The sequence below is a fragment of the Pseudomonas sp. VEM90 genome, assembly GCF_054611535.1.
The window spans coordinates 1-24,801 of the sequence record NZ_JBTRAR010000017.1 but is presented as its reverse complement, the minus strand read 5'-3'; the positions used below and the strand labels follow the sequence as shown (position 1 = coordinate 24,801).

General features: G+C 60.8%; 16 protein-coding genes and 1 rRNA gene. 6 read left to right on the top strand and 11 right to left on the bottom strand.

What is annotated here, in order from left to right:
• Positions 1-11: 11 nt before the first annotated feature.
• The 4 genes from ACYCCG_RS16950 to ACYCCG_RS16935 all read right to left on the bottom strand — a co-directional run bounded on the left by ACYCCG_RS16950 (position 12) and on the right by ACYCCG_RS16935 (position 5,059).
• Positions 12-983, bottom strand: coding sequence for a 2-hydroxyacid dehydrogenase (locus ACYCCG_RS16950; RefSeq protein WP_339443612.1), 972 nt, complete (start codon positions 981-983; stop codon positions 12-14).
• Positions 980-2,347 carry an MFS transporter gene (locus ACYCCG_RS16945; protein ID WP_209964835.1) on the bottom strand — a complete coding sequence of 456 codons (1,368 nt, stop codon included), beginning with the start codon at positions 2,345-2,347 and terminating at the stop codon, positions 980-982. The genes ACYCCG_RS16950 and ACYCCG_RS16945 overlap by 4 nt, the downstream gene beginning before the upstream one ends.
• Positions 2,348-2,429: 82 nt before the next feature.
• Entirely contained in the window at positions 2,430-4,013 is a 1,584-nt protein-coding gene (locus tag ACYCCG_RS16940; RefSeq protein ID WP_339535265.1) for an aldehyde dehydrogenase (NADP(+)), read from the bottom strand.
• A 101-nt stretch (positions 4,014-4,114) separates the two neighbouring features.
• On the bottom strand, positions 4,115-5,059 hold the full coding sequence (locus ACYCCG_RS16935; protein ID WP_209964830.1) for a LysR family transcriptional regulator: 945 nt from the start codon (positions 5,057-5,059) through the stop codon (positions 4,115-4,117).
• A gap of 114 nt (positions 5,060-5,173) precedes the next feature.
• Between ACYCCG_RS16935 and ACYCCG_RS16930 the strand changes: the two genes are divergently transcribed.
• Genes ACYCCG_RS16930 through ACYCCG_RS16920 form a run of 3 tightly spaced genes read left to right on the top strand, consistent with a single transcriptional unit; the run spans position 5,174 to position 9,612 of the window.
• The gene (locus tag ACYCCG_RS16930; protein WP_209964828.1) at positions 5,174-6,352 is read left to right on the top strand and encodes a fumarylacetoacetate hydrolase family protein; all 1,179 of its coding nucleotides are present in this window, start codon (positions 5,174-5,176) and stop codon (positions 6,350-6,352) included.
• 52 nt (positions 6,353-6,404) lie between these two features.
• Complete coding sequence (locus ACYCCG_RS16925) at positions 6,405-7,793, top strand: MFS transporter (protein WP_209964826.1); 1,389 nt, start codon at positions 6,405-6,407, stop codon at positions 7,791-7,793.
• Between the two features lie 31 nt (positions 7,794-7,824).
• Positions 7,825-9,612: an IlvD/Edd family dehydratase gene (locus ACYCCG_RS16920; protein WP_103469250.1), complete on the top strand. Its 1,788-nt coding sequence runs from the start codon at positions 7,825-7,827 to the stop codon at positions 9,610-9,612.
• Between the two features lie 117 nt (positions 9,613-9,729).
• Here the strand turns inward: ACYCCG_RS16920 and ACYCCG_RS16915 are convergent, their stop codons facing one another.
• The 5 genes from ACYCCG_RS16915 to ACYCCG_RS16895 all read right to left on the bottom strand — a co-directional run bounded on the left by ACYCCG_RS16915 (position 9,730) and on the right by ACYCCG_RS16895 (position 19,698).
• Positions 9,730-10,248, bottom strand: a complete 519-nt coding sequence (locus ACYCCG_RS16915) for an isochorismatase family protein (protein WP_209964824.1) — start codon at positions 10,246-10,248, stop codon at positions 9,730-9,732.
• 262 nt (positions 10,249-10,510) lie between these two features.
• Positions 10,511-10,945 carry a universal stress protein gene (locus ACYCCG_RS16910; protein ID WP_176683977.1) on the bottom strand — a complete coding sequence of 145 codons (435 nt, stop codon included), beginning with the start codon at positions 10,943-10,945 and terminating at the stop codon, positions 10,511-10,513.
• Positions 10,946-11,012: 67 nt separating this feature from the next.
• Positions 11,013-13,748, bottom strand: a complete 2,736-nt coding sequence (locus ACYCCG_RS16905; RefSeq protein ID WP_459671236.1) for a cation-transporting P-type ATPase — start codon at positions 13,746-13,748, stop codon at positions 11,013-11,015.
• Between the two features lie 160 nt (positions 13,749-13,908).
• On the bottom strand, positions 13,909-19,005 hold the full coding sequence (locus ACYCCG_RS16900) for a trifunctional serine/threonine-protein kinase/ATP-binding protein/sensor histidine kinase (protein WP_459671234.1): 5,097 nt from the start codon (positions 19,003-19,005) through the stop codon (positions 13,909-13,911).
• Positions 19,006-19,047: 42 nt separating this feature from the next.
• Positions 19,048-19,698 carry a response regulator transcription factor gene (locus ACYCCG_RS16895; protein ID WP_176683979.1) on the bottom strand — a complete coding sequence of 217 codons (651 nt, stop codon included), beginning with the start codon at positions 19,696-19,698 and terminating at the stop codon, positions 19,048-19,050.
• A 202-nt stretch (positions 19,699-19,900) separates the two neighbouring features.
• On the opposite strand from ACYCCG_RS16895, the gene ACYCCG_RS16890 reads away from it, so the two are divergent.
• The 3 genes from ACYCCG_RS16890 (at position 19,901) to ACYCCG_RS16880 (ending at position 22,590) form a co-directional block, all read left to right on the top strand.
• Positions 19,901-20,275 (top strand): response regulator transcription factor, encoded by a 375-nt coding sequence (locus tag ACYCCG_RS16890; RefSeq protein ID WP_209964820.1) that lies wholly within the window; start codon positions 19,901-19,903, stop codon positions 20,273-20,275.
• A gap of 163 nt (positions 20,276-20,438) precedes the next feature.
• Complete coding sequence (locus ACYCCG_RS16885) at positions 20,439-21,641, top strand: NAD(P)/FAD-dependent oxidoreductase (protein ID WP_339535269.1); 1,203 nt, start codon at positions 20,439-20,441, stop codon at positions 21,639-21,641.
• Between the two features lie 37 nt (positions 21,642-21,678).
• On the top strand, positions 21,679-22,590 hold the full coding sequence (locus tag ACYCCG_RS16880) for an MBL fold metallo-hydrolase (RefSeq protein ID WP_339535271.1): 912 nt from the start codon (positions 21,679-21,681) through the stop codon (positions 22,588-22,590).
• Between the two features lie 94 nt (positions 22,591-22,684).
• Here the strand turns inward: ACYCCG_RS16880 and ACYCCG_RS16875 are convergent, their stop codons facing one another.
• Together ACYCCG_RS16875 and rrf are read right to left on the bottom strand one after the other, a co-directional pair.
• Positions 22,685-24,493 (bottom strand): ABC transporter ATP-binding protein/permease, encoded by a 1,809-nt coding sequence (locus ACYCCG_RS16875; RefSeq protein WP_459671230.1) that lies wholly within the window; start codon positions 24,491-24,493, stop codon positions 22,685-22,687.
• A 231-nt stretch (positions 24,494-24,724) separates the two neighbouring features.
• A 5S ribosomal RNA gene (rrf, locus tag ACYCCG_RS16870) occupies positions 24,725-24,801 on the bottom strand; the annotation flags it as partial.

Here is a 24,801-nt window from a genome sequence, read left to right as displayed (position 1 = left end):
AGCAGTCATGCTCAATGGCCCAAGCTTGCCGTATTGCCTTTCCTTGAAAGTGTACTTCGACGAATCGCACTGACGACGTAGTCCCCCATAGCTTTCCTGGCCTGCAGAGTAGCGCTGCCCATGTGCGGCTGAAGCACTACGTTATCCAGGTCAAACAAGCTGGTAGGCACCTGCGGTTCATTTGCGAACACGTCCAAGGCCGCCCCTGCAAGTCGCCCATCCTGCAATCGAGCAACCAGCTCCGCTTCGTCGATCACGCTTCCCCGCGCCACGTTTACAATCATCCCTTTCGCGCCAAGCGCTTCCAGCACTGGCGCATTGACCAGGCGTGACGTCGCACTTCCTCCTGCGGCAGCGAGGATAAGAATGTCGCTGTCCGCGGCCAGGCTGCAAGCGTCGGGGTAATAGGTGTAACTGCAGCCCTGCAGTTCATTGCGATTGTGATACGCCAGCTTGGCTCCGAACGGTAATAGGCGACTGGCAATCGCTTGGCCGATACGGCCGAGACCTATGATGCCGACGCGCAGCCCTCGCAACGTGGTGCCTAGCAATGGGAATGCGGCCTCGCGCCACAGGCCCGCCCGAACGAAGCGATCAGCCACGCAAACCTGGCGCAGCAAGCTCAAGAGCAAAGCTACTGCTTGGTCCGCCACGGCATCCGTGAGGATATCGACTGTCGTTTCGACCTGAATGCCGCGGGCTTTCGCCTGGCCCAGATCAATGCAATCAACGCCCACACCGTTGACAGCGATCAATGACAGGTTGACCAGTGCGCGCATGACTGGGGTTGGCGCCCCCACTACTCCGTTGGTCACCAGCGCACGGAAACGTTCCGGCCGGTCGGCTAGAACAGCCGCCAAGGCATGCGAATCAAAAGCGCGTACCAAGTCGAACTGCCTGGCGAGCTGACTTTCGTGCTCGTCGAGCAACGGCGCCAGCATCAGCAGGGCCTGGCGCGGGCTTGCTCCGTGATTGATGTTCATGCTGCCTCCAGGTTCAACTGCGCGCGGGGCTGCGAGTCGGGCCGCTTCAACATCGCGGCGGGGATCGCCATGATCAATGCTCCACTGATGAACAGGCACAGGCCCAAGACATAAGTGCCGTTGTTGATGTCGCCGGTGAGGTTCTCCGCCACTGCTGTAATCATCGAACCGGTGAAACCGGACAGGTTGCCGAACGCGTTGATCATGCCTATGCCTGCCGCCGCTGCGACACCTGAGAGCACCGTGCCCGGCAACGTCCAGAAGATAGGCATCAGGCTAAGCACCCCGGATGCCGCCACGGTCAGGAACACGATTGAAAGGACAACGTTGTGTGCAAAAACAGCACTCAGGATCAACCCGCAGCCACCGATGAACGCCGGGATCGCGGCATGCAGCCGACGCTCTCCAGTGCGGTTGGAGTGGCGCGCGTTGAGGAACATGGCGATCACCGCAACGCCATAGGGGATGGCGGTCAGCAAGCCGATTTCCAGGGTGCTGGTCACTCCCGCGCTCTTGATGATCGAGGGCATCCAGAAGGCCAGGCCATAAAAACCTGTGTTGAACGTGAGCAGGATGAATACGAGCAGCCAAACACGTGGGCTGAAGAAGACATCTTTGAGGCGTGAAACCTTGCCGTACTCCTCTTGCTTCAAGTTGGCTTTGAGCAGTTCCTTTTCCTGCTGGGACAACCAAGCCGCCTTGTCGATGTTGTCGCACAAGCAGCAATAAACGATGGCCGCCATGATCACCGACGGTACACCCTCGACCAGCAGCATCCACTGCCAACCCGCCATACCGTGCCAGCCATCCATGCTGGTCATGAGCCAACCAGACAAAATGCCGCCCAGCGTCAGGCTGACAGGCATTGCCATCAGGAAACCAGACATCACCCGGCTTTGCCGATGGGTCGGGAACCAGTAGTTGAGGTAAAGAATCACTCCAGGGAAGAAGCCTGCCTCACAGATCCCGAGCAGGAAGCGCAGCACGTAAAACATGGTACTGGACTCGACATGGAAGAACGCGGCAAGTGGCTGGGTAAATGCGACAGCCATGGAGATGATGGCCCAGCTCAGCATGATGCGGGCGATCCAGAACCGTGCGCCGTATCGATGCAGCAGCAAGTTGCTCGGTACTTCAAACAGAAAGTAACCCCAGAAGAAAACGCTCGCGCCCAAGGCATAGACCGTATTACTGAACTGCAGATCCTCCAGCATGCTCAGTTTCGCGAAGCCGATGTTCACCCGGTCGAGATAGGCCGCCATGTAACACAGCAACAGGACAGGCAGGATTCGTATGATTACCTTGCGATAGGTGCGATCTTCGAAAGCCTGATCGCGCATGGGGTCGACAACTTGATGAGCCATAACCAACCTCTTGGCATGTCGTGCACGCCTGATTGTTCTTATTTAGAGAGCATCGGGCACGAGTGCCCGATGGTAGTACCTGTCAGCGAATCGGTTCGCGGCTGGGCTGACCATCGACCAGCCGCAGCAGCCCTAGTGGATTGGCGTCGCGCAGGGCTTCGGGCAACAGCGCATCGGGGAAGTTCTGGTAGCACACCGGGCGCAGGAAGCGGTCGATCGACAGTGTGCCGACTGAGGTGCCACGGCTGTCAGAAGTGGCTGGGTACGGGCCGCCGTGCACCATGGCGTCGCAGACCTCGACACCGGTCGGGTAGCCGTTGACGAGGATCCGACCGGCCTTCTGTTCCAGTACCGCTACCAGTGGGGCGGCAGCGGCCAGATCGCTCTGCTCGCCGATCAGCGTGGCGGTCAGTTGCCCACCCAGTGCATGCAGTGCAGCAAGCAACTGGGCCTGGTCGGCCAGTTCTACCACCACCGTGGCCGGGCCAAAGACTTCTTCTTGCAGTAACGGCTCACCCTCGAGCAGCAACCGCGCATCTGCCGCGAACAGTTGCGGCCAGGCCTGGTTGCCCTGCTGTTCGGCACCCGCCAGATGGCGAATGCCGGGCATTGCCTTGAGGGTGGCCACACCGTGGGCATAGCTGGCCAAGGTGCCTTTGTTGAGCATGGGTTGCGGTGACTGGTCGGCTACCTGCACACGCATGTGTTCGACAAAGGTGCTGAATTCGGGAGAGCGCACGCCCAGTATCAAACCGGGATTAGTGCAGAACTGCCCACACCCAAGTACCACCGAGGCGACCAACTCGCAGGCCACGGCCTCGCCGCGAACCGCCAGCGCGCCGGGCAACACCAGCACCGGGTTGATACTGCTCATTTCGGCGAAAACCGGGATCGGTTGTGGCCGCGCCGCGGCCATGTCGCAAAGGGCACGGCCGCCCTTGAGCGAGCCGGTGAAACCAACCGCCTGTATGGCAGGGTGTTTGACCAAGGCCTCACCCACGCCACCGCCGAAAATCATGTTGAACACGCCGGCAGGCATGCCACAACGCTCGGCGGCCCCTACAATCGCCTCGGCCACCCATTGCGCAGTCCCCATGTGGCCGCTGTGGGCCTTGAACACCACTGGGCAGCCTGCAGCCAGGGCTGCGGCGGTATCGCCACCGGCGGTGGAAAACGCCAGAGGGAAGTTACTGGCGCCAAATACCGCCACCGGCCCCAGGCCCATGCGGCACTGGCGGATGTCCAGCCGTGGCTGCGGGGTGCGCTGGGGCTGTGCGCGGTCGATACGCGCAGCGGCGAAATCACCTCGGCGCAACACCGAGGCAAACAACCGCAACTGACCGCTGGTCCGCGCCCGCTCGCCCAAGATTCTTGCTGCTGGCAAGGCGGTCTCGCTACATACGGTATCAATGAAGTCATCGCCCAGCGCATCCAGCGCATCGGCAATGGCATCGAGGAATTCGGACCGGCGCAGAGCGGGAAACGCCCGGTAGATCGGATAGGCAGCGGCAGCGGCTAGAGCAGCCGCATCCACTTCTTGCTCGGTAGCTTGGAAAAACGCACCAGGTAGCGCCTGCCCGGTGTGCGCATCCACGCTATGCAATGAAGCAGTCCCGTTAGCACGTCGGCTACCGCCGATGAATTGTTGGCCTGCAAATGAAGTCATGAAGGGTACCTTCGCGTCGCGTAAGACAGTGGGCACTAATCTATGCGGCTCTGCGATTCTTGCCCAATGGCTTTTGGGGATCATTTGATAACCGCTTGTTATCAGTCCGACTGCACCCTTCGTGCGTTGGCCAGCAGTATCTCGGCAAACTCCAACGCCGCTCCGGTCAAGGGCTCGCCTTTGCGGGTCAAGATGCCGTAATCCTGGGGATCCAGGTGCAACGGCGTATCGAGGTTGATAAGTACCCCGCTGTCAATGTGTGGCTCGACCATCGCCTGGGGCAGCATGCCGATCATCGGGCCGCCCAACAGCACCTTGAGGAAGGTCTGCATTGAAATGGTGTCGATGGTGTTGCGCGGCACCGCGACCCCGGCCTCGGCGAACGCGCGTTCCATACGACCACGAATTGGCGTGCCCTTCGGGTAGAGGATCCACGGCCACTCAAGCAACTGAGGCAGGGTCACCGGCCCGGCATCGCTCAAAGGATGCTGGTCGTTGACCACGAAGCAGAACGGCTCCGGCGCCAGCGGCTGAAAGTCGAAGCGCTGGTGCTGCGCCACATCGGTGAATCGTGCTACCGCCAGGTGCAGGTTCTTGTCCTCCAGCATCGCCATGAGATGGTCGCTGGTCTGCTCCACCACCTCAATCGATAGCAACGGCTTGCGCTGCTTGATCTCGACGATGGCTTCTGGCAGCGCCACGGCGGTGGCGGCAAAGATGCCGCCAACCTTCAGATGCCCGTGGCCGCCTTGGCGCAGGCTGTCGATCTGGTCGACGAAGGTGCGTGCATCATTGAGTGCGACCTGGGCATAGCGCACTACCTGCTCGCCCAGGGCGGTGGGCGGCATGCTGCGTGGCAGACGCTCGAACAGGGCGAAGCCGAGCAGGTTCTCGATCTCCTTGAGCATCTTGCTGATCGCCGGCTGGCTGAGGTTCATCTGCTGAGCTGCCAGATGCATGTTGTGTGTGCGGCCGAGTGTGTCGATGAGCAGAAGGTGGCGGAATTTAAGCCAGTTGCAGACGTGAGAAAAAGATAGGTCCGACATGAATCCACCTTTGGGCAATAACCACATGTTATCGAATAGTGAAAAGATGCCATTGGAGTTTATCGCACGGTTTGCCCTAGCGTTCAGCTTTCAGATCCAGGAGACCTAGATGCCATGCCGATAACGCTCACTTCCGCTAATACTCTTCCCGAGGACAACCTGGCCGGCACCCTTGTCGGCCGTGCCTGGACGCCCGGTGAACCCGGCGGCCCCTCGCCGATAGTGCTGCGTAATGACGGTGTGTTCGACCTCTCCGAACGCTTCGCCACCCTCAGTCAGTTGCTTGAGCATGAAGATCCGCTACAGGCAGTACGCAGCACGCCGGGCCAGTTTCTGGGTAGCGTCGAGGCGCTGCTGAGCAACAGCGGTGCCGCTTTCGATGCCAGCAAGCCCTATCTGCTCGCGCCAGCCGACCTGCAAGTCATCAAGGCCGCAGGCGTGACATTCGCCGCCAGCATGATCGAACGGGTGATCGAGGAGCAAGCCGGCGGCGACGCCAGCAAAGCCGAAGCGGTGCGTGCCACAGTGCGCACGGTGATCGGTGACAACTTGCGTGCGGTGCGGCCAGGCTCTCAACAGGCCATGGCGTTGAAAGCACTGCTGCTGGAAAAGGGAATGTGGTCCCAATACCTGGAGGTCGGGATCGGTCCGGATGCGGAAATATTTACCAAAGCCCCGGTGTTGGCAGCTGTCGGCAGCGGCAGCGCAATCGGCGTGCACCCGAAATCGGCATGGAACAACCCCGAACCGGAGGTGGTGCTGGCGGTCGACAGCCGCGGCCGGATTCATGGCGCGACCTTGGGCAACGACGTCAACCTGCGCGACTTCGAGGGCCGCAGCGCACTGCTGCTGAGCAAGGCCAAGGACAATAACGCCTCTTGCGCCGTCGGCCCGTTCATTCGCCTGTTCGATGAGACCTTCGACTTGGACACTGTGCGCCGCTGCGTGGTCGATCTGGAAGTCCAGGGTCGCGATGGCTACCGCCTGCTTGGCAGCAGTTCGATGGACCAGATCAGCCGCGACCCCGAAGATCTAGTGCGGCAGACCCTCAACGAAAATCATCAGTACCCAGACGGCTTCATGCTGTTCCTCGGCACGCTTTTCGCCCCCACCGAGGACCGCGACCAGCCGGGTGCCGGCTTCACGCACAAACCCGACGACCACGTGCGCATTGCCAGCCCGTTCCTGGGCCAACTGCATAACCAAGTCACGACAAGCGACCAAGCTCGCCCTTGGACGTTCGGTCTCGGCGCGATGATGCACAACCTAGCCGCTCGAGGACTCCTGAAGTAGCGACACTCAGGATTTCCGCCGGGTCCATAACAACAAAAAAGCGAGGCAACACATGCAAACCCAAGCCAAGGACGTCGTGCCCGACCCCCGTCAGCTGCGCCGGGCGATCTATACCGGCGCAATCGGCAGTGCTCTGGAGTACTACGATTTCGCCATTTATGGGCTAGCCGCGGCGCTTGTCTTCGGCCATATATTCTTCCCCACCCTCGGCACCACTGGCGCATTGCTCGCTAGTTTCGCCACCTATGGTGCAGGATTCTTGGCGCGACCGTTCGGCGGGCTTTTCTTTGGCTCGCTGGGTGACCGCAAAGGGCGCAAGCTGGTCTTGTTGCTGACCATTGCCCTGATGGGTACAGCTACTACCCTGATTGGCCTGCTACCGACTGGCGCCACGGGTGCTGTACTACTGGTACTGCTGCGCCTGCTGCAAGGTTTCGGTGCGGGTGCCGAACAGACCGGCGCGGCGACACTCATGGCCGAACTGGCTCCGCGGGAGCGACGAGGGTTCTATGCCGCCCTGCCCTTCATTGGGGTATTCAGCGGCCTGGCCCTTGCCACTATCACTTTCCGCGTGATGCAGAGCTCGCTGACACAGGAAGAATTGCTCGACTGGGGCTGGCGGATCCCCTTCCTGGCCAGCGTAGTGCTGATATTCATGGCCATCTGGATCCGCCTCAAACTCAAGGAAAGCCCGGTGTTCCAGCAGCTCAGCCAGAACCAGCAAGTGATCGAATCGCCGATGCGCGCCGTGTTGCGCAATGCACGTCGGCCACTGGCAGCGACTACGTTGATGCGCATGGCCGAAACGGGCTGCTCGACCCTCTATGCCACTGTATCCATCGCCTTCCTTACCGGTTTCGCCAGCAGCCATCTCAGCGAGGAAGGTGCCAACCTGGCCACCATTGGTACCAATGCGGTGCTCGTCGCCAGTATCCTCAGCGTATTCACCACCCCATTGTTCGGCGCTCTGTCCGATCGTATCGGACGCCTGGCGGTGTACCGTGGCGGCGCCTTGTTCGGCGCGTTATGGGCATTCCCCTCGTGGTGGATGATCGACAGCGGCAATTCGACATTGGTGTACATCGCGGTGATAGGTGGCTTCGCCCTGGCTGCAAATAGCATGCTCGGGGCACAGTGTGCGCATTTCACCGAACTGTTCGGCAACCGCTACCGCTACTCCGGCGTGGCTCTGTCCCGAGAAATCGGCGCGATGCTGTCCGGCGGCGTGGCACCGCTCCTGGGCATATTCCTGGTCGGTCTGGCCGGTGGTGCCTACTGGGTGCTGGCGCTATACACCCTGGCGCTGACTGGGCTGACCTTGATCGGCACCTGGCTGTCCATCGAAACCCGTGGCCGCGACCTGACGGCACTGGACGACGCAGTGGGAAGTGCGGCTTCATCCCAACACAGCCATTTAGGCGTCGGTGTGCCGCAACGCTAACCAGTGGCCAAAAAATACAAGAGAGATCGATATGACCGATACCCCAAAACGCTCGCTACGCAGTCAGCAATGGTTCGACGACCCGAGCCACGCCGACATGACCGCGCTGTACGTGGAGCGTTACATGAACTACGGCCTGACCCGCGCTGAACTGCAATCGGGGCGGCCGATCATCGGCATCGCCCAGACCGGAAGCGACTTGACGCCATGCAACCGCCATCACCTGGAACTGGCTCAGCGGGTCAAGGCCGGTATCCGTGATGCGGGCGGCATTCCGATGGAGTTCCCGGTGCACCCGATCGCCGAACAGAGTCGTCGGCCAACCGCCGCGCTCGACCGCAACCTGGCGTACCTGGGGCTGGTGGAGATCCTCCACGGCTACCCGCTGGATGGTGTGGTGTTGACCACCGGCTGCGACAAGACCACTCCAGCCTGCCTGATGGCCGCCGCCACCACCGACCTGCCGGCCATTGTGCTGTCCGGCGGACCAATGCTAGACGGCCATCACAAGGGCCAACTGATCGGCTCGGGCACGGTGCTGTGGCATGCGCGCAATCTGATGGCTGCCGGTGAAATCGACTACGAAGGTTTCATGGAAATGACCACCGCCGCGTCACCGTCGGTAGGCCACTGCAACACCATGGGCACGGCGCTGTCGATGAACGCCCTGGCCGAAGCCCTGGGCATGTCGCTGCCCGGTTGCGCCAGCATCCCCGCGCCCTATCGGGAACGCGGGCAAATGGCCTACGTCACCGGCAGACGCATTTGCGAACTGGTAATGCAAGACGTACGCCCCTCATCGATCATGACCCGCGAAGCATTCGAGAACGCCATCGCAGTAGCCTCGGCCCTTGGCGCCTCAAGCAATTGCCCGCCCCACTTGATCGCCATTGCCCGGCACATGGGCATCGAGTTGTCACTCGACGACTGGCAGCGCATCGGTGAAGACGTGCCGCTGCTGGTCAACTGCATGCCGGCGGGCAAGTACCTGGGTGAAGGTTTCCACCGTGCCGGCGGCGTACCGGCGGTAATGCACGAGCTGCGCAAGGCCGGTCGCCTGCATGAAGCCTGCGCTACGGTAAGCGGCAAGACCATCGGCGAGGTGGTCAGCGACACCGTCACCAGCAACCGCGACGTGATCCTGCCGTTCGACGAGCCGCTCAAGCACAGCGCTGGTTTCATCGTTCTCAGCGGCAATTTCTTCGACAGCGCGATCATGAAGATGTCGGTAGTCGGCGAAGCCTTCCGCAAGACCTACCTGTCCGAGCCAGGCAAGGAAAACAGCTTTGAGGCGCGGGCCATCGTGTTCGAGGGCCCCGAGGACTACCACGCCCGCATCGACGACCCAGCACTGGACATCGACGAGCGTTGCATCCTGGTGATCCGTGGCGCCGGCACCGTGGGTTACCCGGGCAGTGCTGAGGTGGTCAACATGGCGCCACCGGCGGCGCTGATCAAAAAGGGCATCGACTCGTTGCCGTGCCTCGGCGACGGTCGCCAGAGCGGCACCTCCGCCAGCCCGTCGATTCTTAACATGTCGCCGGAAGCGGCGGTCGGTGGCGGCCTGGCACTGCTTCAGACCAATGACTTGCTGCGTGTCGACCTCAACCAGCGTCGCGTCGACCTGCTGGTAGACGATAACGAAGTGGCGCGCCGTCGCGCTGCCTGGAAGCCGAACATTCCAGCCTCTCAGACACCGTGGCAAGAGCTCTACCGCCAATTGGTCGGGCAGTTGTCCACCGGTGGTTGCCTGGAACCGGCCACCCTGCACATGCGTGTGATCGCCCGCGAAGGTGGGATGCCGCGGCATTCCCATTGAGCGGCCTTTAGGACTTGGGTCTGCCACCGTATCGAGTAAAGGTGGCAGATCCACGATTGGGTTCGATGAGTTGCTCAGGATGGCAAGTAACGTGCATTCCTGTAGTTTCGGGCTCCGCTAGAAGTGCCACTCCTCAGCCCGAACTAGCCGGCAGAACGGCCCGTCAAGCGTTGCATTGTGATGGGCAACGATGTCCTTAGCTTTCATCATTGGCGTGTCTGAACAGGTATGACCTTCGGCGACAAGTACCGCATCGAAGCCAAGGTCACGAGCAGCACGGCAGGTGCTGTCTACACAGTATTGAGTTTTCATGCCAGTGATGACCACACCGGTAGCCCCGCGAGACCGCAAATTGTCCGCCAGGCCAGTCATTTCGAAGGCGTTGGGTCGCCGCTTTTCGAATACCACCTCTCCACCCAGAAGCTTCAGTTCTTGCGCAACCATCGTCAACGGGCTGTCTGGTTCGATTGGAGATCCCGCGGGCCCGATGTGGCGCGCGAGAAATATCGGAGCGCCAGCGCTGCGTGCCTTGTCCATCAGGGTATTCACTGTTTCCAACAACGCTTCGCAGCGCCATGGTTTTTCCGGGCCGTGAACAAGCCCGACTTGGATATCGAGTATCAACAGGGCGTACATGGGTGCATCTCCTTGCGTTTGAACCAGCGACACAAGGAAGCCATAAAAAGGCCCTGTCCATCGCTGGCGGGCCTTTGAAGTTCGTTTGCTATTGGCTCACGACACCTCGCACGCTCCGCTTTCAGCGGTCGTGGTGGTGGTAGTCGAGGTGAGGCAATAGTCAGTCATAGATCGACACTAGCAATAGCGCAGCGAGCCGACAAGCCAGGATCCTGGAGTGAGCAATGGCCGGCTCGGTCAACTGAACGCGCACCACGATCTCTTATTTGACCAAGGTGATGGGTAAATCCGAGAGCTGAATCACCTTTGCCGCGACAGAACCCAGAAAAATCCCTGCCAAAAAACCATTGCCATGCGAACCCAGGATGATGCTGTCACATCCAAGGAAATGCGCACACGCCACAATTTGACTGGCTGCATCGCCTTGCAGGGTATGGAGTGCGAATGCAATCCCTTCTTGCTTCAGAAGCACCTCAGCCTTTCGTAAATCCTCGGCACTTCTATCCCCATAGTAGCGATCACGCTCATCCTCGCTCATGCCATTTGCGATTCGAGTGGGTAAAAGTGGCTGTACATTCAACAGATGTACCTCAACATTGCCGCCCAGCAACCCACCCTCCTGGATAAGCCCAATAAGGTAACGCACGGCGCGTTCCGAATGCTCGGAACCATCGACCGCAACCAGTATTTTGTGCATGTTCCAAATCCTCTTTCAGGTCATGAAGGTGCTTGTCGTTCCGGGTGCCGTCAGCATTCAACCCGTTCTACTCGGACAAGCGAATTCGAATCTGTTTTTCTATCTCGATAACCGCAAATAGCGCAACGCCAACCCCGATGATCAGCAGGCCATCAAGGAAGGGGATTGCCTCCGTTGCAAATACCTTTTGCAGCGGTGGCGCATACGTGATGGCGAACTGAGCGAAGGTAATCACCATGACGGTCATCCACACGACCTTGGTGCCGCGAATACCCTTCCAGGTAAGCGATGTGCTGTAGAGGTTACGAATGAAGAACAGGTGGAATATTTCCATCACGACTAACGTGTTCACCGCGAGGGTGCGGGCCAACTCAACAGAGTAGCCACGGTCGAGTGCATACGAAAAAATGCCATAAACACCACAGAGGAAAAGAATGGAAACAAGCACCATATGCCAGACCAGGGCTCCGCTTATGAGTGGTTCCTTACGTGAACGGGGCAGTCTGAGCATGGTGTTTTCTTCGGTGGGCTCGAACGCGAGCGCGATGCCGAGGGTCACTGCGGTTATCAGGTTGATCCACAGAATCTGTATCGGCGTCACCGGCAGCGTAATGCCGAGGAGCAGCGCGACAATGATGGTCATGGTCTCGCCTGCGTTGGTAGGCAGCGTCCAGCTCAACACTTTCTTGATGTTGTCATAGACTGTTCGGCCTTCGCGTACTGCAGCGACGATGGAGGCGAAGTTGTCATCGGCCAACACCAGGTCTGCGGCCTCCTTGGCGGCCTCACTGCCTTTTCCACCCATGGCTATACCGGCGTCGGCACGCTTTAGCGCCGGTGCGTCGTTAACGCCATCGCCGGTCATGGCCACTGTCATGCCATTCGATTGCAGCAGCATTACCAACCTGAGCTTATGTTCGGGGCTGGTGCGAGCAAAAATGTTGATGCCCTTTACCGCCTCCTTGAGGGCGGCATCGTTCATGGCGTCCAGGTCCACGCCAGTCAGCACCTTGTCGGGATTTTGCAGACCTATCTGGCGACCGATAGCGGCGGCGGTACCGTCATGATCGCCAGTGATCATTTTTACGGCAATGCCCGCTTTTTGGCATTGCTGAACCGCCTCTAACGTCTCGGGTCTAGGTGGATCAATCAGACCGACCATGCCCAGCAACGTCAACTTTCCTTGCACGTCCCCGAACGCCAACACGGTGTGCTCGGTCCGAACCGGCCTTACTGCAAACGCCAATACACGCTGCCCCTTGGCAGCAATGGCGTTCGCCTTTGCGTGCCAGTAGTCCACATTGAGCGGTTCAGTCTCGCGAGTGCTTGCAAGCTGATGCGTGCACATGGCCAGTAGCTGCTCTGGCGCACCTTTCACGTAGATAAAAGCTTGTCCATCATGGTTGTGATGCAGTGTCGCCATGAAGCGGTGTTTAGCGTCAAACGGTATGGCATCAGTGCGAGGCCAAGCACGACGATCTTCATCTCGATCGATTCCGGTTTTTCCGGAGAATGCCAGCAAGGCCCCCTCCATCGGATCACCTTCCACCGTCCATACATCGTCATGCAGACGCAGTACGGCATCATTGCAAAGACCTGCTGCTCGTCCCAGGTCCGACAGCGCGGGGTGAGACGATAGGTCAATTGACCGATCGGCAAGACTGATGCTTCCCACAGGCTGATAACCCGCGCCATCGACCGTGAAGACCAGATCGTTCGTGACGACCGTTGCCACCATCATTTCGTTGCGGGTCAGTGTGCCGGTCTTGTCAGTGCAGATGACGGATACCGAGCCTAGTGTTTCGATGGTAGGCAGACGGCGCACGATAGCGTTGCGTCGGGCCATTGCCCGAACTCCGACGGCCAGCGTAATGGTAAGAACGGCAGGCAGCCCTTCAGGTATCGCCGCTACCGACATCCCCACCACGACCATGAAGATTTCGGTGAAGGCGTAGTGCCCGACATAATGGCCGAACACGAGCAATAAGCCGCCGACTAACAGAATCAGGATCGTCAGCCAGCGGGCAAACACGTTCATTTGCTGCACCAGCGGGGTGGTCAGCGTTTCTACACCTGCAAGCAGAGTGCTGATACGCCCGATCTCGGCTGCTGCTGCGGTAGCCACTACAACGCCTGTTGCCTGTCCGCAAGTCACGAGCGTACCGCTGAACGCCATGCACGTACGATCACCCAAGGCTGCGTCAAGGGGCACTGATTGGGTATGCTTTTCTACGGGTACGGATTCACCGGTAAGAATGGCCTCCTGAATGTGAAGCCTATTCGCGTGCAGCAAGCGTAAATCAGCAGGGACTTTGTCTCCCGCCTCCAGCAATACGATATCGCCCGGTACCAGCTCCTCACCTGCAATACTCAAGCGTTCGCCTGCGCGAATCACTGCGGCGCGCGGTGCCAGCATCTGCCGGATAGCATCCATCGCCTTTTCTGCTTTGCCTTCCTGAACGTAGCCAATGATTGCGTTTGCAATCACCACCGCCAGGATCACGACCGTATCCCACAGATGTTGCAGCATCGCGGTAATCGCAGCGGATCCTAAAAGCACGTAAATCAGGATGTTGTGAAATTGCAGCAAGAATCGAAACCAGGCCGGGCGCCTTGCTGCCTCTGGCAGGCGATTGAAACCAGCGCGGTCAAGACGGGCTTGAACCTCGGCAACCTCCAGTCCGACATGCGCATTGACCTCAAGCAGGTTTGTCACCTGCTCGGCTGGCAGGGTGTGCCAGGCCACAGAATGCGCAGGGATTGGTGTTTGCTCAACGACTGCGTCGACCACTGGCGTTTTCAATGAGACTCCCCTGTGCGCACAGCTCGACTGTAACGGGCTTAGGTGGACATGAGCGGTCGTCGCTGTATCAGCATGCTGATAAGTCGCTCGTCACGCTTAGGCTCTCTTTGCCATCTAGCTGATACGAACTATAAGAAACATGCAACCGACAGCTTGATAACTATTGACCTGAATCAACCAGAAGCGCCGGCAGGGAGAACTGCACTTGGGCGCCAGGACTCTGCTTGGGGCTGGCCCAGAAGCGGCCGCCGTGGCTGTCGATGATCGAGCGGCATATCGACAGCCCCATGCCCAGGCCGGTCGCCTTGGTGGTGTAAAAAGGCTCGAAAACCTGCTCTACGTTTTCCGCTACGAATCCGGGCCCGCTGTCCGCCACGGTTACCCGCACCCCCTCCTGGTCGAGGGCCGTGCTTATTTGCAGCTCACGGGCACCTTCAACCTCCAGCATCGCCTCCAGCGCGTTGAGGATCAGGTTCAGCAGTACCTGCTGCAACTCCACGCGGTCGATCAGCACCTGCGGCAAGCCCTCGGCAAGGGCGGTATGCACCTGTGCCCTCGCCCTCACGGCCTCGCCACGGGTAAAGTCGACCATCTCCAGCACCACTGCGTTGACGCCCACCGCCTGCTTCTGCGGCGGGGCTTTGCGGATCAACTCACGAATACGGCCCAGCACCTGCGCCGCGCGGTTGGCGTCCTTGATGATCCGTCCCAGCCCCAGGCCTACTTCATCCAGCGCCGGTGGCTTTGCGCTCAACCAGCGGATGGCGGCATTGGCATTGGTGACCGTGGCAGCGATCGGCTGATTGACTTCATGGGCGATCGAAGCGGCCAACTGGCCCATGGTAGCGACACGGTTGGCGTGCGCCAGTTCGGCCTGTACCTGGCGATTCTTGGCCTCCCGTTCCGCTACCTCGTGATACAGCCTGGCGTTCTCAAGCGAGATGGCGGCCTGTGACGCGACCAGCCGCAACACCGCGATACGCGCGGGGTCGAACACGCCGGCACTGAGATTGTTCTCCAGGTACAGCGCCCCAACCAGTCGCGCCTGATTGCTAAGCGGCAGGCATAGCAGCGACCGAGCCGAGCATCGGCGGATGTAGTCGTCAGCCATGAACGCAGCGTCACCCATGGCGTCGTCCAGGCACAGACTTTCCCCGGTGCGCAGTACCTGGTAAAGCACGGACTCGGCCAGCAGCGTACTGCTCACCGGTTCGTTGCAAATCATCACTTCACCCTGCCCCACACTTGCCTGCGCGACGATATGCGGCTCGCTCCCTCGGGCGCGGACCAACACGCCCCGCTCGGCACCGGCTTGCTCGATCGCCGTGCGCAGCACTTGGGTGATTAGTTTCTGCAGATCGACTTCGCCCGACACGGCGCGGGACACCTTGAGCACCGTCGCGAGGTCCAGGTGCTCGACCGGGGTGGCGATGGTAGCCGTGGGGCCTGGCTCTGGCTCGATGCTGCGCAGATAGCGATGACGGCTGTCCAACTGGCGCACCTTGCCATCGGCACCCCAGCGCAGGTAGCCATAACGCGCATCTCGAAGGTAGACGCGGGCAATCCGGGCAAGCCCGCGGCTGCCGTAGAAGCGCGATGCCAATTCGTTTGCAAGCGCCTCGACATGCACAAAGCCGCTGTCACGCGCGAGCTGGATGGCCTGCTCATAGAGGTGCTCGGCGTCGACCACGTGCCCCTGCAAGCGCGCGATTTCGGCCTCCAGCAGCACCTGCCGACTGGCGAAGGTTTCTGCGCACTGCCGGGCCCAGGTCTGCAGCTCGTGATGGTGCTCGGCCAACGCCTGCAACGTGACATCATCAACGCTCTGCCCGGCCGCCAGCGTCAGTGCGGCAAAGAAGTGGTACTCCGCCTCCTCGAAAAACGAGGTGATCACCCATTTAAGCGCCTTGGCCCGCGCCGCACAGGCTTCGGCCGCCGCATAGTCGCCTGCCAGGTAGCGCGCCTGCAGCTTGCGCACCCAGTATTTGCCGGCCGCCAAGGCAAGGTCCGGAGCAGCGTCCAGGTGCTGCTCGAAGCGCGCTTCATTGAAGTGCTCGTCGTTCAGACTTCCAAACACCGGCGTTTGCCCGCGCAGCGTGCGGATCAGCGCCAGCTGCGTGTTCATGAAGTCGATCACCAGCCCGAAATGCACTTTTTCTGCGTAGGCCAATCCTTGCTCGGCCTCCGGTTGCATGCTGCCCAGCGGTTCACCAGTGAACAACTGATCGGATATCAGCCCATTGCCTGCATAAGCGGCATACGGCAGGTCACCAACCCGGTTGGCCGCGACGAAGGCCCGGCGCAGCAACTCGCGACACTCGCTGACCGGCCGCGTCCAGCGCACCACGAACATCGAGAAACACAGGAAAGTACTGGCTTCAAAGCGTTGCAGGCCGCGCCGCTCGACCAGCTCGCAAGCAAGACGCCCGAATCGGTAACCGGTCTGGTAGTCGCCATAGCGCCGGGACACCCGCCCGATATTGGCGTAGAGCATGCACGATGCATCACAGTTGCCATGCTCGAGGCTCAAACTTACAGCCTTGCATATGGTCAGGCATGCCAGGTTGGCATTGGTTTGCACAGCCGGGGCGAACAGCTTGCACAAGACATCCAGGGTGGCCAGGGAGGTCGCGTCCTCCATCAGCGGCAGGTCAATCAACTGCTCGATGCTACGCGCGCCTACCCGCAACGCGATCTGGTCATATTCACCACGTACCTCGTCATCGCTCGGCCGCGCGACCCAGTGGATGCCCACCTGCCGCAGCCAGGCGAGGCAAACCGCCACCGCGCGATCGCTGCGGTCGAGCATCAGGCAAACATCCATATGCAAGCACGCTACCGCAACGCCTTCAGCTGCGGTCCTGGCGCGCCGAGCCAGGCCGATCAGGCGCGCGTCCGCGCACCCGAGCTGGCCGGTGAGAAACTCGCATTCAGCCCGGTTCAGCGCCAGGGCAAAGCTCAATTCATGCGGATAAGCGGCACACGGCCCCTCCAGTAATTGCTCGCCCACGCTCAGGTAGGCCAACGCCGATCCGTAGGCCGATGCGGCCTTGGCCCGCCGCCCGGCAAGCAGGTTGAGTTCGGCCAACTGCTCGCGTTCGCCAGGGGCATTGATCAGCGTCGCACCGCGGTTGAGCTGCCCGACGATCTCGAAAATGGCTTCATCGCGGTGCTTGCCCGGCACTTGGTTGGCCAGCAGGCGACCGATGCGCAGGTGCATGGCAGCGCGGTCTTGTTCGGCGATCAGCGAGTAGGCGGCTTCATGGATGCGGTCATGAACGAACGCGCAGGTGCCGTCATGGTGGGCGACCAGCTCCAGCCGGATTGCCGCCCATAAAACCGCCTGTACACGCTCCATCGGCAGATCGAGCACCAGGGCAAGCGTCTGCGTATGCGCCACGTTCCCCAGACAGGCCAGGTGCTGAAGTGCCTGACGGGTTGCCAACGGCAGTCGGGCGAGCTTGCCAACCATCAGGTCGACGACATTGTCCGTGTAACCCTTGGCATGGATACGCTGCGAATCCCAACGCCAGCGCCGGGCTGCGTGGTCGTAGGCCAGGAGCGACTCCTCGGCCAGCGCCTGGAGAAACTGGATGACAAAAAACGGGTTGCCGGCGGTCTTGTCCTGCACCAGCTGGGCCAGGCCCATCACGCTCGGGGCCGGGCAGTGCAGTGACTCGGCGATCAGCTGTTCGATATGCGGGCGTGCCAGGGGCGCAAGGCGAACCTCATGCACAGGGGCGCCTGCCTGGCGAATCGCCTGGAGCCTGGCGGTCAATGGGTGGTGGGCATCCACCTCGTTGTCGCGGTAGGCGCCCACCACCATCAGATAGCGCAGTTCCGGGTGCGTAAGCAGGTCTTCGAGCAGGTCGAGGGTCGCCGCGTCCAGCCACTGCAGGTCGTCCAGAAAAAGCGCCAGCGGGTGCTCGGCGCGGGCAAACACCGAGATGAAGCGTCGCAATACCAGCAAAAACCGCCGTTGCGCCTGCTGCGGATCAAGCACCGGCACTGGCGCAGGCTCGCCGATGATCAGCCGCAGCTCCGGAATCAGGTCGGTCATCAGCCGTGCGTGGGGCCCACACGCCGCCAACAATGCCGTACGCCATCCGGCCAGCACCTCGCTGCTTTTCCCAAGCAACGTGCGCACCAGCCCCTGAAACGCCTGCACCAGGGTGGAATACGGGATATCGCGCTTGTACTGGTCGAACTTGCCACTTGCGAACAGTCCTCGCGGTGGTACCAGTACCTTGTGCAACTCATTGACCACCGAGGATTTGCCGATACCCGAATAACCGGAGACCAGCACCAGCTCCGGCACGCTGCTGCGCACCATGCGAGCGAAGGCATCTTCGAGAATCTGCACTTCGCGTTCGCGACCGTATAGCTTTTCCGGGATCAACAGGCGGTCGGGGGCGCCTTGTTCATCCAGGCTGAAGGCCTTGATGCTCCGGTTTTGTCGCCACTCGGCAAGGCACCGGCGCAGGTCTTGCTCAAGGCCGGCAGCACTCTGGTAGCGATCTTCAGCGGTCTTGGCCAGGAGTTTCATCACCAGTCGGGACAGCAGCGGCGGCACGGTGGCAACGCGCTCGCTGGGTGGCAGTGGTTTGCGAGCAATGTGGCAGTGCACCCACTCCATAGGTTCTGTGGCATTGAAGGGCAGCGAACCAGTGAGCATCTGGTACAGGCCCACCCCCAGCGCGTAGAGGTCACTGCGTGAGTCTACGGAGCGGTTCATCCGTCCTGTCTGCTCAGGCGCCATGTATGCCAAGGTACCGGCGATGGTCTCCGGCGGTTCGGGGGCTTGCCGCTCGCGGGGCAAACGTGACGCCAGGCCGAAACCGGTAAGGCGGACCTTGCCATCGTCGCAGTCAATCAGAATATGGTGGGGTTTGAGGTCCTTATGCACCAACCCGGCCAAGTGCAGGCGGCCCAAGGCAACGCTAATTGCCACAGCCAGCTCAAGGCAGGTTTCGATGTCCAGCGGTGACATCAGCAAGGCCGACAACGGTTGGCCGCCCGGGTCGCTCAGCACCAGGCGCGGCTTGCCATTGAAGCGCTCCAAGGCCTGGGGCTGCAGCGCCCAGCTATCCTCAAGCTCATCGCGTAGACCATACTCATGTGCCAAGCGGTCGACGGTGGCGGGCGTAGGCTGCTCATTGGCCGGCTGCATCAGCAGCACGCGGGTGCCGTCCGGGCGCCGTAGCCGGCAAAACAGGCGATCACCATCGTTCCAAAGGACTTGCTGTCTACCTGGCATGGGTCCGGGCCCCTTCGTCAAGTTGGAACAATGCGAGCTGTGTCAGACCATGCGACGCAACGGCTCGACACCCAGCGCCTCGGCCATGCGCACCAAGTCGGCGACCGAGCGAGCGCCGAGTTTCTTCATCATCTGCCCACGATGCACTTTCACGGTGACCTCGCTGAGGTTCAACTCAGCAGCGATCTGCTTGTTCATCAGGCCGGCGATAACGAAGGCCAGCACCTGCCGCTCCCTGGACGTTAGCGTCTGGAAAGCGCTGCGCAATGCCCCGCCGGCCTGTTCACCTGCCAGACGCTCGCGGTCGCGAGCCAGGGCACTGGCCACCGCGTCGAGCATGTCCTGGTCACGGAACGGTTTGGTCAGAAAGTCTACCGCGCCAGCCTTCATCGCTTTGACCGACATGGCGATATCACCATGCCCTGTGATGAATACCACCGGAATGTGCACCCCTCCCTGCTCCATCTGTGCCTGGAACGCCAGGCCACTTTCGCCACGCAGACGCACATCGAGCACCAGGCAACCGGGCACAGCCTTGCGGGGGAAGGCAACAAATTCCTGGGTGGAAGCAAAGCTTTGCACCTGCAAGCCCACCGAACGGAACAACCCGTCGAGTGCCAGGCGCATGGACTCGTCGTCATCAACGATATACACCACCGGCTCATTCGGGCCGTGTGTGCTCTGTAAGGCCATTTGCGCTCCTTCAGCCGTGACGCCGCGTGCTGTTGGCAGGTTAAAAATCTAGCCTATTGTTGGGCAAGGTTCACAGATTTGGCCACCGGAAACCGGCAATACCAGACGCAGGTATAGCCCAGCTATACCTAGGTATACTTCTGCCACTTGCGCGACCGGGTATCTTGAAACAATGGCACAGGCCGCCAGGAGCAGACCGCGCATGAAGCAGCCCACCGCAACTCTGATTGCCGTTGTCGACGACGACGAGTCCCTGCGCGATGCGCTCGACGGCCTGTTGCGCGCCACCGGCTACCGTACCCGCACCTTTGCCAGCGGCATTGATTTCCTTGCCTCTGATGGCCCGAGCCAGGCAGGCTGCCTGATCTCCGACATCCAGATGCCCGGCATGTGTGGCGTCGAGCTGTTGACGCAACTACAGGTACGTGGGTTCGACATTCCGGTGATCTTCATCAGCGCCCACCCGGGCCAACGCTCACGCATCACCCCGGGCATGGCAGGCGTAGTCAGCTGTCTGCCAAAACCATTCGAAGCCCAGCAGCTGCTGGACTGCATCGAGACCGCCCTGCACCACTGAACAGTCCCTTCGATACGATCGTATAGCTGCTTACGCCCCATGCGTAATCCACTGCACACCCATGGAGAAGTGTGCGCATCCCTGCCCCTGCTTAACATCGACCTACAGCGTCCCGCGAGGGCCGAAGAAAAGAACCTTAACCGTTCAAGACAGGAGCACGATCATGAAACAGCAACTTCTGGTTATTGGCGCAGGATTCGCCGGATTGTGGAGCGCCCTGAGCGCCGCGCGCCTGCTCGATATGCATGGTCGGCAAGACGTGCAAATCACCGTGCTGGCGCCAAAGGCTGAACTGCGTATCCGCCCGCGTTTCTATGAGGCCGACGTGCATAGCATGTTCGCCCCGCTCCAGGCGCTCTTCGATGCTGTCGACGTACGCTTCGTCAAGGGCTGCGCCGAAGGCATCGACGAACTGGCTCGCCGCGTCAGCTACCGCGACGAGGCTGGCCAACTGGCGCAATTGGCCTACGACCGCCTGATTCTGGCCAGTGGCAGCCTGCTGGCCCGCCCCCCCGTGCCTGGCCTGAGCCAATATAGCTTCGACGTGGATCAGATCGAATCAGCAGCGCGCCTGGAGCAGCACCTGATGGCGCTGGGCAAACGCCCCGCAAGCAGCGCCCGCAATACCGTGGTGGTATCCGGCGGCGGCTTCACCGGTATCGAAACCGCTACCGAGATGCCTGCACGCCTGCGTGCGGCTCTGGGCGAAGACGCGGAGATCCGGGTGGTCCTTGTCGACCGTGGCGAGCGCATCGGGGCCGCCCTGGGTGAGGGTATCAGACCTTCGATCATTGAAGCCTCGGATGAACTGGGTATCGAATGGATTGTCGGGGCCACCGTAACCGCGGTGGATGCCAATGGCGTAACGCTGGCTGATGGCCGACATATCGAAAGCCAGACCGTGGTCTGGACCGCCGGCATGCGCGCCAGCCCGCTGACCGAACAACTGACCGGTACCCGTGACCACCAGGGGCGCCTGCATGTGGACGGCAACCTCAAGGTGCACGGCCTGGACCATGTCTTTGCTGCAGGCGATGTGGCTTATGCAGCCACTGACGAGATCGGCAATTTCGCGGTGATGTCCTGCCAGCATGCCATCAGCCTCGGTCGCCATGCCGGCAATAACGCAGCCGCCGATCTGCTGGGGGTGGCACCCACGACTTACCGTCAGCCCAAGTACGTGACCTGCCTGGACCTAGGCGCCTGGGGCGCCGTATACAGCGAGGGCTGGGACCGCCAGTTGAAACTGGTGAAAGGCGAAGCCAAGGAGCTCAAGACCCAGATCAACACCGTGTGGATCTACCCGCCGGCAGCCGAGCGCGCTACCGCCCTGGCTTCCGCCGACCCGTCGATTCCAGTGGCTTGAGCCCCGCACGACCTTCCCATCCAGCAGGAGAACGACCATGACAATGCCAATGAACAATGTCGTCCCGACCGAGACCGAAGAACTGGTGCCCTCGCGCTATGCCGTGAAAGTCGGTGACATCGAGGTGCTGGTGGTGAGTGACGGTGTACTGCCACTGCCCACCGAAACCATGTCGACCAACGCCGACCCAGCCGCCCGCGCGGCCTGGTTCAAGGGCATGTTCCTGGGGCCGGAAACCTTCGACTGGGCGCTGAATGTATTGCTGGTGCGCAGCGGCGAGCAGGTCATCCTGGTGGATGCCGGGCTGGGTGGGCAGTTCCCTGGGTTCCCGCGGGCCGGACTGTTCCCGAAGCGGCTGGCGGCGGCCGGCATCGCGCTGGAGTCGATCACCGATATCATCATCACCCACATGCACATGGATCACATCGGCGGCCTGCTGGTGGAGGAGGTGAAGAACCGCTTGCGTGCGGACGTGAAGATCCATGTCACCGCGACAGAAGTAGACTTCTGGGCTGCACCGGACTTTTCGCAAACGGACATGCCTCAACCGGTACCAGATGTACTGCGGTCCACGGCAAAAGCGTTCATGCAAGCCTACGGCGACAGGATCCGCACCTTTGAGCTGCACCATGAAGTGGCCCCCGGTGTCGTCGCCAGCCTTACCGGCGGTCATACACCGGGGCACTGCGTGGTGTACATCAACTCGAACGAAGAGCAGCTGACCTTCGCCGGCGACGCATTGTTCCCGGTAGCCTTTGATCACCCGGATTGGCACAACGGCTTCGAACACGATCCTGAGGAATCAGTGCGGGTGAGGATGGCGCTGCTACACGATGCCGCAACCAGTGGCGAGCTGTTCGTCGCGACACACTTGCCCTTCCCTTCTGTAGGGCGGGTAGCGGTCGACGGTGAAGGGTTCCGCTGGGTTGCAGGATTCTGGAATTATTGAAAAACATCGTGATGCTCGACCGCCCCCTCACACATGACAGTGCTAGGCACGAGATGCGCTGCTCTGGTGAGGGGCTCCCGGAACTCAAGCCGAACTAGGCCAGCGCAGCCTCCTGCTCCAGCAACGACCAACCGCCATGCCCATCCACCTCAAGCCGGTGGGTATGGAACGCCGCCAGCGTGCTGCGGTGACCGACACTGACCAGCAATGCACTCGGCATTTCCGAACGCAGCAACGCATACAAGGCATGCTCGAGCCCTTCATCCATCGCCGAGGTGGACTCGTCGAGGAACACCACCTGTGGCCGGTTGAACAGCACCCGGGCGAACGCCAGGCGCTGCTGCTCGCCCACCGAGAGGATGTGTGACCAGTCGCAGCTGACGTCCAGACGCTCGGCGAGGTGGGCCAGGTTGACTTGGCGCAATGCCTGCTGCATGAGCAGTTCATCCTTGGGGTTGCTGGCTGCCGGGTAGGCAATGACGGTACGCAAGTCACCCAGCGGCAGGTACGGGCGTTGCGACAGGAACAATGCCTGATGGCCCGTAGGCCGCCTGACCTTGCCTTCGGCATACGGCCAAAGGCCCGCCAGGGCACGCAGCAGCGTGGTTTTACCACTGCCTGACGGCCCTTTGATCAACAACGCCTGACCGGCGTGCAGGCTCAGGTCCAGGTCGGCGATAAGGGCATGCCCATCCGGGCGTAGCACCTGCAAGCCCGCGATCTGCAGCGCATGCGCCTGGTCTTCGGTAGCGACGCGCGGCAACGCACTTGCCTGCAGGTTGGCATCCAGAAAGCCGGTGAGACGGTCAAGGGTTGCACGGTACTGCGCAAACGCATCGTACGACTCACGGAAGAACGACAGAGAATCCTGCACCTGCCCAAAGGCCTGGGAAGTTTGCATGACATCGCCCAGCTTGATCGCCCCACTGAAGAAGCGCGGCGCCTGAAGAATGAACGGAAACACAACGGCAACCTGACTGACACCCAGGTTGAAGCCACTGAGCTTCAGGTTCCGGTACACCAATGCCCAGACATTCACGATCAAGGAAGCAAAGCGGCCCAGCAACGTGCCCCGCTCGACTTGCGAACCTTGGTAGAAGGCAATGTTCTCGGCGTTCTCACGCAGACGCATCAACGTGTAACGGAAGTTGGCGGTGAGTTTCTCGTTGAGGAAGTTAAGCCGGATCAGCGGGCGCCCGAGGCGGAAGGCGACCCAGGTGGCGGCGATGACATACAGGTACACGGCAAACACCATCGCCCGAGGGATCTCCACGCCGGCCATCGTCAACGGTGCCGACAGCCCCCAGAGGATGCCGGTGAACGCCACCAGTGAAACCAGCGCACTGACTGCGCCCAAGGCAAGGGTGACCGAGTTGGTGACGAAAGCGTTGACGTCCAGTTCGATACGCTGGTCAGGGTTGTCCACTGGCTCGGCAAGGAACTGGCCACGGTAATAGGCATCGCCCTGCATCCAGTCGTGGGTCAGGCGCTCGGTCAGCCAGACCCGCCACTTGATACTGAACGCCTGACTGACATAGAAGGTGAACAGCGAGCGCAGCACATGGATGGTGGCCAGCACCGCGAAAACGCCGAGCAGGTACCAGAACGCCGTCTGGTCAAGGCCCTGCAAGGCGCTGTAGAAGCCGTTGTACCAAAACGAAAACAGCACGTTGAGGCGGACCGAAAACAGCGTCAGGACCAGCAGCAGGGCGAACACCAGCAACGGCCGCCAACTGCGCCTGAAACTGAAATAGGGTCCCGCAAGCTGCCAGAACTGGTTGCCCCAGCGTGTACAACGCACGGCCAGAGTCGCCGCTACAGTGAAGCTGACAAGGGTGATGAACGAGGCAATTGCCAGCCAGCTTAGGCTCTCTTGCAGGGCCTGATGCCAGTTCATTTCCATGGTAAGTATCCGTGCTGAGTATTTCCGCGAGCGTAGCACTACGCTGTCCTGCTTCAGGTATAAATGACGCACATTTCATGATTTGTAGGAGCGGGTTTACCCGCGAACACCGGCAACGCCGGTGCCACCTACGAAGCTGCCTGCTCCCGGGATTCGAGCAAGGCCAGATTTTTTGGCCCATAAAGACAAAACCCCTACCTGCATGCGCAGATAGGGGTTTTGCGAAATGAATCTTGACGATGACCTACTCTCACATGGGGAAACCCCACACTACCATCGGCGATGCATCGTTTCACTACTGAGTTCGG